Origin of the sequence: Mesorhizobium sp. M7A.F.Ca.CA.004.06.1.1 (assembly GCF_003999135.1) — a bacterium.
GTDB lineage: Bacteria > Pseudomonadota > Alphaproteobacteria > Rhizobiales > Rhizobiaceae > Mesorhizobium.
The window spans coordinates 1-6,608 of sequence record NZ_RZPQ01000289.1 but is presented as its reverse complement, the minus strand read 5'-3'; the positions used below and the strand labels follow the sequence as shown (position 1 = coordinate 6,608).

Sequence of the window (6,608 nt, the reverse complement as noted above, 5' to 3'; positions counted from 1 at the left end):
GTCTTGTCGGGCCATTGGTGGCGCAATGCCTCGGCTGCGCCGGCCACCGAACTGACCAGCATGGTTTTGTTATCGCAAAAGCGCACGGTAACCGGCATGAAGGCTGTCATCGGCGAACCTCCCCTTGGCATGGACGCGACATAACGTCGAAAGCTCGCGCCGGTTCCATCAGCCTGGATGCCGGGCGGCAAGGATGCTGGCGCAGCGGCGAGGAGGCGACGACCTCCGATTCAACGAAGGCCAACCGAACGGCGGCTCTCTCCGCCCTGCCGACCATGTGGGGAGATGCCCAACAGCGCGAAGGATCGCCGCTTTGCCGTTCTCCATCATCCCGAGCCAACCAGGAGCCTCCCATGAGCAAAAGGACCAGACCCGTCAAACCGCAGGCGCCGAAATTGCCGAAGGGCGAGGCCGAGCAGGTGCGCATACGCCGCGAGATCGGCCATGATTTCGCGCTCAGGGATGACGCCTTCGGCCGCAAGCGGCTGGCGGCGGGCACGCTGGAGGCTGCTCGTGTCTACGAGGTGTCGAATGACGGCTACGCCGCCACCGGCGGCATCGTGCGGGTGCGCGCCATCGATGCGCTTATCGGCATCACCTCGCTGTCGCGCCAGCAGCGCGAGGCAGGTCTGCGCTACCGCGAGGATTTCCGCTGCAGCCAGCAGGCTGATGTCAAGCCGATGCGCTGGACCGAGCGCGTCGACGGCGGCCGCGATGGCGGCGGCATCGCCGACAGTGTGCTCGACGCCGGCAGGGCCTATGCCGCCGCCACAAGAGCGCTAGGCCATTGGGAGGTGGCCGCCGTGGTGCGACAAGTCTGCTGCGCGGACGGTTCCCTCAAGCGCCTGTCCGAGCAGACCGGCGAAGGCCGGAACGTGGTGACGAAGCTCCTGAAGGTGGGGCTGGATTTGTTGGCAGTGCATTACGGGATGATGATGAGGCGGTGAGGGGTGAAATGGATCCGACCGGCGATGCCTGCCGGATCGGTGATCAAGCCCGTTCCACAGATTCGCAAGATGTGATGAACAATGCGGACCGGGCGCAGATACCCAGGCGCCTAAAACAAGGCCCGCTCCAATGGCCCCGCCAGTGTCTCGGCAAAGCCCGTCGCCAGATGGTGCCTGTCACGAAACGCCAGCTTGCCTGATATGACGACGTGGCAGGTGGTCGGGCCGCAGAATTGGTTGGTGAGGTCGATGTAGCGGGTGTCGGGCACGCTGGTCACCACGGCGCGCTCGGCGGCGGCGGTGCTATCGTTGGCGGCTTCGGCTCTTGGCGTGTCGCAGTGCGGCGAGGGTGCCTCGCGCCACCACAGGGTGCGCGCCACGCAGGAGCCGGCGAAGCTGGCGTTGATCGGCGTGTCGCGGATAACAGCCGTCTCGACACCGGCCCGGCTGAAGGCCTGCAAGGTCGAGCGCAGGCCGGCCTGCCAGCGCGCTACTTCAGCGGTGCGTTCGGCCGCGGGCAGGTCACGGATCAGATTGCCGATGGAAAATTCGGAGATCACCACCAGGCGCGGCTTGTGGCGGATGATCTCTGATATGGCCTGCTCGCGCCAGGCGTCGCATTCGGTGTAGTCGCGCTTCAGCACCGTGTTGAAGGTGGAGAGCCGCGAAGCGCGGCACGATGATTTGAGATAGGTGATGATCTTTGTGTCGTTGCGCCTGGCTGCTTCGATCAGCGGCGTCGACCACTGGTCGGCGTGCGAATCGCCGAACAGCACGATGGTGCGGGTGGCGTCGGCCGGGCCGAACATGCAGGGTTTCGGCGTCACCGTTTGGAAGTCGGCCAGGCAGTTCTTGTCGACAGCTCGCGCGATGGAAGGTCTTTCGACCGCCTGCTCGATGCCGCGCTGCTCGGGGCCGATATTGCGCGTGGCCAGATGCGCGTTGGCATAGGCGACCGCCACGCCGGTGCCGGTCAGCATCAGCGCGGGAACCAGCACAAGGCCGGGAAAAGCGCGAAGCGGTTTTGCGCCTGGAATGGCCTTGGGAAAGGCGCGGGCGCCTACCGCCATCCAGGCGCCGCGCCGCGCCGGGTCTTCGATCAAATGATAGGTGAGCACCGACAGCGCGAGCGCCAGCACGCCACAGCCAAGGCGCTGCGGCACGGAAAGCTCCGGCGCCAGCATCCCGGCATAGACGATGACCGGCCAATGCCAGAGATAGAGCGAATAGGAGAGCGTGCCGATCCATTGCAAGGGCGGCAGGGACAAAGCGGCGGCCGGGCCAAGGGCTTGCCAGCCGGTCCGCCTGTTGGTCTGCGGCCCGCCGATGCCGCTCAGCAGCACCAGCACGGTGCCCGCCACCGGCAGCAACGAGTACCAGCCGGGGAAGGGCAGGTCCTCGCTCAACAGGAGATAGGCGGTCGCGATCAGCGCCAGGCCGAGCCAGCCAAGTGCTGCCCGCAGCCAGATGCGGTGCTGCAGCAAAGCCATGGGGACCAGCGTCGCCAGGCCGCCGGCGGCGAACTCCCAGGCGCGCAGCGGTGAAAAATAGAAGGCCCAGGCCGGCGCCGCGCTGGTCAGCCACTGGCAGGCGGCGAAGGAGGCAAGGCCGGCAACGCCGATCACGGCTGCGGCCGTTCGCCGGCCCGGCCGCAGCCAGGCGGCCAGCAGAAGCAGCGCCGGCCAGGCCAGATAGAACTGCTCCTCCACCGACAACGACCAGAAGTGGATGAAGGGATTGCTGGTGGCGTCGGCGGCGAAATAGTCGAACGACCAGCGCAGCAGCCACAGATTGATGGAATAGGCGGAGGCGAACATGGCGCCGCGCGAATAGAGCGCCTGCTCCTGCGGCGCCAGGATGAAGTAGCCGGCGGCCAGCGTAACCAGGATGACGAATAAAGCTGCCGGCAGAAGCCGCCGCGCGCGCCTGGCATAGAAGCGCCAAAGGTCGAGCCGGCCGGTCTCGCCGATCTCCTGCATGAGATGGGTTGTTATCAGCCAGCCCGAGATGACGAAGAAGATGTCGACGCCGGCAAAGCCGCCGGGGAGCGCGGTGAGGCCGAAATGGTAGGCGACGACACCGCCGACGGCGAGCGCGCGCAATCCTTGTATGTCCGGCCGGAACGATGCTGCCACGACGGCTCCTTCGTGCAAGGCCCAGCCCCTGCGCAACGTCGGCCGGGCAGGCTGATATCGCAATGCAACAAATTTATCGCAGTGCAACATAGAGCAATTTTATCGCGGTGCAACATAGCAGGAATGGGAAATGGGCCGGCGCGCCGGCCGGGCTTGATCGTTGCGTGGCTTGATCGTTGCGTGGCGGGCTTGTCCGTGCGCCCCGCGGCAGACGCAAAACAGCCCCGCGAAGGGGCTGTTTCTCATCGGGCCGCTGGATTGCTACTTGCTGCCGCCGTTCGCTTTCACGCTGCTGCAGAATTCCGGATGGCTGTTGGCCGCAGTGGCGTCCTTCGCCTCGTCCTCGCAGGCCTTCATCATCGCGGTCTGGTCGTCCGGCGTAAGGGCCTTCCAGGCCTTCACGAAATCGTCGTCGCTGACCATCGTCTTCCTGCTGGAGTCGGTGTAGAAGGGCTGCATCTTGGCCGGATCGTCGAGAGCCGACGTGCCGGTGTCGCTCGCGGCAAGCGCCGTACCGGCAACCATCGAGAGCGTCATCGCGCCGAAACAGATCATCTTGATGTTCATGGCGGTACTCCTCCTGTTGCTTTGGGATCGTCGAAGCAACGATCAGCTGGAAAACGACAGGTTTGGGTGAAAGTTCCGGGGTTTTTTGCGCAAAAATCCCGAAACGAAGAAAAATATAGTCGAAAAACTTGAAACTTTCCCCGATTTTTCCCGTAAGAAGCGAGTTTATCGGGTCTCTCGTGCGAGACTGACCACCAGCCGATCGACACTGGGGTCGTCGAGACTGACGATATGGGCCATCTGCAGCGCTCGCCTCATGCTGATCCTGGCGACGTCCTGCCGCATGATGACGGATACAAAGGCCGGCCCTGATCCGGTGAGGACGATCGCCCTGCCTACCAGAACCGGTTCGGAGATGGGAGCCCACTGCACGGTCATGATTGAGGGCTCGGTGGTCTGGCGCCGGTTGATGCCGGTGAAATAAATCCAGTTCAGGCGCGAGATCGCCACGCCGTAATGGTTGCCGGGTATTCTCGAGCCACCCCGGCCATCGCCCGAAGCCCAGCGCGTCACCCGCCTGAAGGTGACGAGATCGGCCTCGCGCCGCACGAAGGTGACCGAGCGCATCAAAAAGTCGGGTCGGCCGGGCATCGAAAAATAGGTGAAATATGTGCCTCCGGCGATGGCGGGCGACGGCGGCCGCACCATGTTTTCGTACAGGGCCTGGCGCAGCGTTGCGTTGCCGTCGCTCTTGGCTGCCGCGGCGGCCGGCTCACGATACAGCTCATTCTCATCGATCTTGAAATAGTCGCAGATCAGCCTTGCGGTGGCTTTGTTGGGAACCGCCTTGCCTTGCAGATAGCGCTCGAACTGGGTGCGATTGATGCCAAGCTCACGGCACACCGCGCTGACGGAAGCGTGGCGTTGGACCAGCCGCCTGAGATTGGCGGCGAGATTCTCGCGAATTGGCACGACATCTCCCCGACAGACGTACGGACCAGTATTCAAGCGATTGCTTATATACAGTTGCATGCCGTGGCGGCGGCGCGAAGATGGACCTTTGGCCAATAGGCAACGACCCGGTGGCGCGTAGACTGTACGATTCTGACAGTCCGGCTATGCAAGCCGTGTAAATGGGCGTATTTCGATGGCAAGAGCGACCTGAGATCGGCCTCTCGACATCCTGCAATGGAGGGCGGTTTGGATCATACCGGCCTGGTCGAGCTTCTGGACTACACGCAAGCGCAATTGACGAAGATCCGCCAGGCGGTCGCGGCCAGCGATCACGCCGGTGCCATGTTCACCATCGACTGCCTTGTGGGAGCGGCGGCCGAACAGACGAAGTGCAAGCTTGCAAGTCTGGAGCATGCCGGGTTGCCGATAGCCAAGGATGGACCGATCGACGGGGATGGGCCGATTGGCCGGGGCGCATTTAAAGGCGGTGCGGCACCGCCCGGCAAAGCGACATCGGGCAAGCCGGATGCGGCAACCGCTCCTGATCAGGCCGCGCCGATCTCGCCGATCAGCCTTGTATATTCGGCCTCGGCTTCGCCGTAACTGCCATTGGCGAGTTCCAGCAGTCCGGCGCGGTCGCGAATGACGATCTCGCCCCGACGCGAGCGGATCAACGCGCGGCCTTCAAGCAGTTGGAGGGCGACGGTGACGCCTGGCCGCCTGACACCAAGCATGATGGCCAGGAATTCGTGGGTGATGGCGAGATGTTCGCCGGGCACGCGGTCGTCGCACATGAGCAGCCAGCGCGCCAGCCGCTCCTCGAGCTTCAGCCGCGCGTTGACGAGCGCGGTGCAGCCGGCCTGGGTCTGTAGCGCGTTGACGAAGCGCAGCAGGAACATGCGCAAGGTTGCACTTGCCGCCAATGCTGCCTTGAAAGCGCCGGCTTCGATGCGGATCGCTTCGCCTTCGAGTTGGACATAACAGGCATGCGGCGCACGGTCGTCGCCCATCACCAGGGAATATCCCGTCATGCCCTCGAAGCCGATGAAGCCCACTTCGGCCTCTTGGCCGCTCGCGGTGCTGGCGACCACCGAACCGATGCCCTGTTCGATGAAGTAGACGGCCTCGATCGGAATATTCGGGGTCACCAGCATCATGCGTAGCGGCAAGTCGCAGCGCTGCATGTGCGGCTCGAGCAACGCCAGATCATCCGCAGGCATGCGCCGCAGCAGCTGATTTCGGTATTTGGTGAGATCAGACATGGCGTGGCCCAATGCAGGGCAAGAGCCATCCAATCTCCCAGCCGTCCGTGCCCGTAAAAACGTACGGACGATCGCCTATGTATAGGGGCTCTGAACGAAGAAAGATATCAATGCGATATGAAATTCGAAGCACGGCGCCCCCCAACGCCCGTTCGCATATGAAAAGATCGGCCTGAATGTTAGTGTCGGAAACGTACCAAGCGCCACTTGGTACAAAACCGACATATTTCATGAGAGCGCCGGATCACGGTGAGGGTCGATGAAATCCGCCGGCTAATGACAAAGGCGCCATGTCGCGCCGGGCCCGAGAACCGTTCGAAAAGTGGGGCAGAGCGGCGGGAGAATTGTACGATACTTACTGTGATGAAGGCCGATGTTGACTCTTGCTCAGCCCGATTTCATTTTTTGACCCACAGCGTCAAGGAAGTGGTCGCTGCTCCGAAAGGGGCTTCTTATGTCGAGCCTTCATAAGCGCAATCCTGGTTTCCATCCTTCCGATCTGCAGCTGTGCCAGCGCGTCTTCGATCGGGTCTGCCTGGAGCGCAAACTCAATCGCATGTCGGGAGAGTCGGACGTGCAGCTTCTGGCGGCCACGGTGTTTTCGCTATTTCAGAATGGCTGCCGCAATGAAGGCGAGTTGCTTGAGAGTTTCCGGCGGACGCGCCAATGACCAAAGCCAGGATCACGTCCGCGGCACCGGTAGCCGAAAACGAACCTTACGACGCTGCGGTCTTCGCCCGGAAATACGGCATGTCGCGGAAGGCCGCGGAGGTCGTGCTGTCCGCGAACGGACCGTCCAGAAC

General features: G+C 63.1%; 7 protein-coding genes. 3 read left to right on the top strand and 4 right to left on the bottom strand.

From position 1 onward, the window contains the following. Nucleotides 1–353: 353 nt before the first annotated feature. Nucleotides 354–947, top strand: a complete 594-nt coding sequence (locus EN906_RS18020; protein WP_127268743.1) for a DUF6456 domain-containing protein — start codon at nucleotides 354–356, stop codon at nucleotides 945–947. Nucleotides 948–1,057: 110 nt separating this feature from the next. Here EN906_RS18020 and EN906_RS18015 read toward each other — a convergent pair whose 3' ends face one another. The 3 genes from EN906_RS18015 to EN906_RS18005 all read right to left on the bottom strand — a co-directional run bounded on the left by EN906_RS18015 (nucleotide 1,058) and on the right by EN906_RS18005 (nucleotide 4,561). Beyond that, the gene (locus tag EN906_RS18015; protein WP_127272599.1) at nucleotides 1,058–3,082 is read right to left on the bottom strand and encodes an acyltransferase family protein; all 2,025 of its coding nucleotides are present in this window, start codon (nucleotides 3,080–3,082) and stop codon (nucleotides 1,058–1,060) included. 261 nt (nucleotides 3,083–3,343) lie between these two features. Next, entirely contained in the window at nucleotides 3,344–3,649 is a 306-nt protein-coding gene (locus EN906_RS18010) for a hypothetical protein (RefSeq protein ID WP_127270646.1), read from the bottom strand. 165 nt (nucleotides 3,650–3,814) lie between these two features. Continuing rightward, the gene (locus tag EN906_RS18005) at nucleotides 3,815–4,561 is read right to left on the bottom strand and encodes a helix-turn-helix transcriptional regulator (RefSeq protein ID WP_127270648.1); all 747 of its coding nucleotides are present in this window, start codon (nucleotides 4,559–4,561) and stop codon (nucleotides 3,815–3,817) included. A 228-nt stretch (nucleotides 4,562–4,789) separates the two neighbouring features. On the opposite strand from EN906_RS18005, the gene EN906_RS18000 reads away from it, so the two are divergent. Continuing rightward, nucleotides 4,790–5,146 carry a hypothetical protein gene (locus EN906_RS18000; RefSeq protein WP_164749118.1) on the top strand — a complete coding sequence of 119 codons (357 nt, stop codon included), beginning with the start codon at nucleotides 4,790–4,792 and terminating at the stop codon, nucleotides 5,144–5,146. On the opposite strand, the gene EN906_RS17995 is transcribed toward EN906_RS18000, so the two are convergent. Then, a complete protein-coding gene (locus EN906_RS17995; protein WP_127272600.1) occupies nucleotides 5,089–5,805 on the bottom strand; it encodes a Crp/Fnr family transcriptional regulator in 717 nt (238 codons plus the stop codon). The genes EN906_RS18000 and EN906_RS17995 overlap by 58 nt on opposite strands. 454 nt (nucleotides 5,806–6,259) lie before the next feature. On the opposite strand from EN906_RS17995, the gene EN906_RS17990 reads away from it, so the two are divergent. Continuing rightward, nucleotides 6,260–6,475: a hypothetical protein gene (locus tag EN906_RS17990; RefSeq protein WP_127272601.1), complete on the top strand. Its 216-nt coding sequence runs from the start codon at nucleotides 6,260–6,262 to the stop codon at nucleotides 6,473–6,475. Nucleotides 6,476–6,608 lie beyond the last annotated feature (133 nt).

What these genes read in the sequence shown, in the direction of transcription:
- EN906_RS18020 (WP_127268743.1), top strand. Translation starts at nt 354, where the DNA reads ATGAGCAAAAGGACCAGACCCGTCAAACCGCAGGCGCCGAAATTGCCG.
- EN906_RS18010 (WP_127270646.1), bottom strand. Translation starts at nt 3,649, where the DNA reads ATGAACATCAAGATGATCTGTTTCGGCGCGATGACGCTCTCGATGGTT.
- EN906_RS17995 (WP_127272600.1), bottom strand. Translation starts at nt 5,805, where the DNA reads ATGTCTGATCTCACCAAATACCGAAATCAGCTGCTGCGGCGCATGCCT.
- EN906_RS17990 (WP_127272601.1), top strand. Translation starts at nt 6,260, where the DNA reads ATGTCGAGCCTTCATAAGCGCAATCCTGGTTTCCATCCTTCCGATCTG.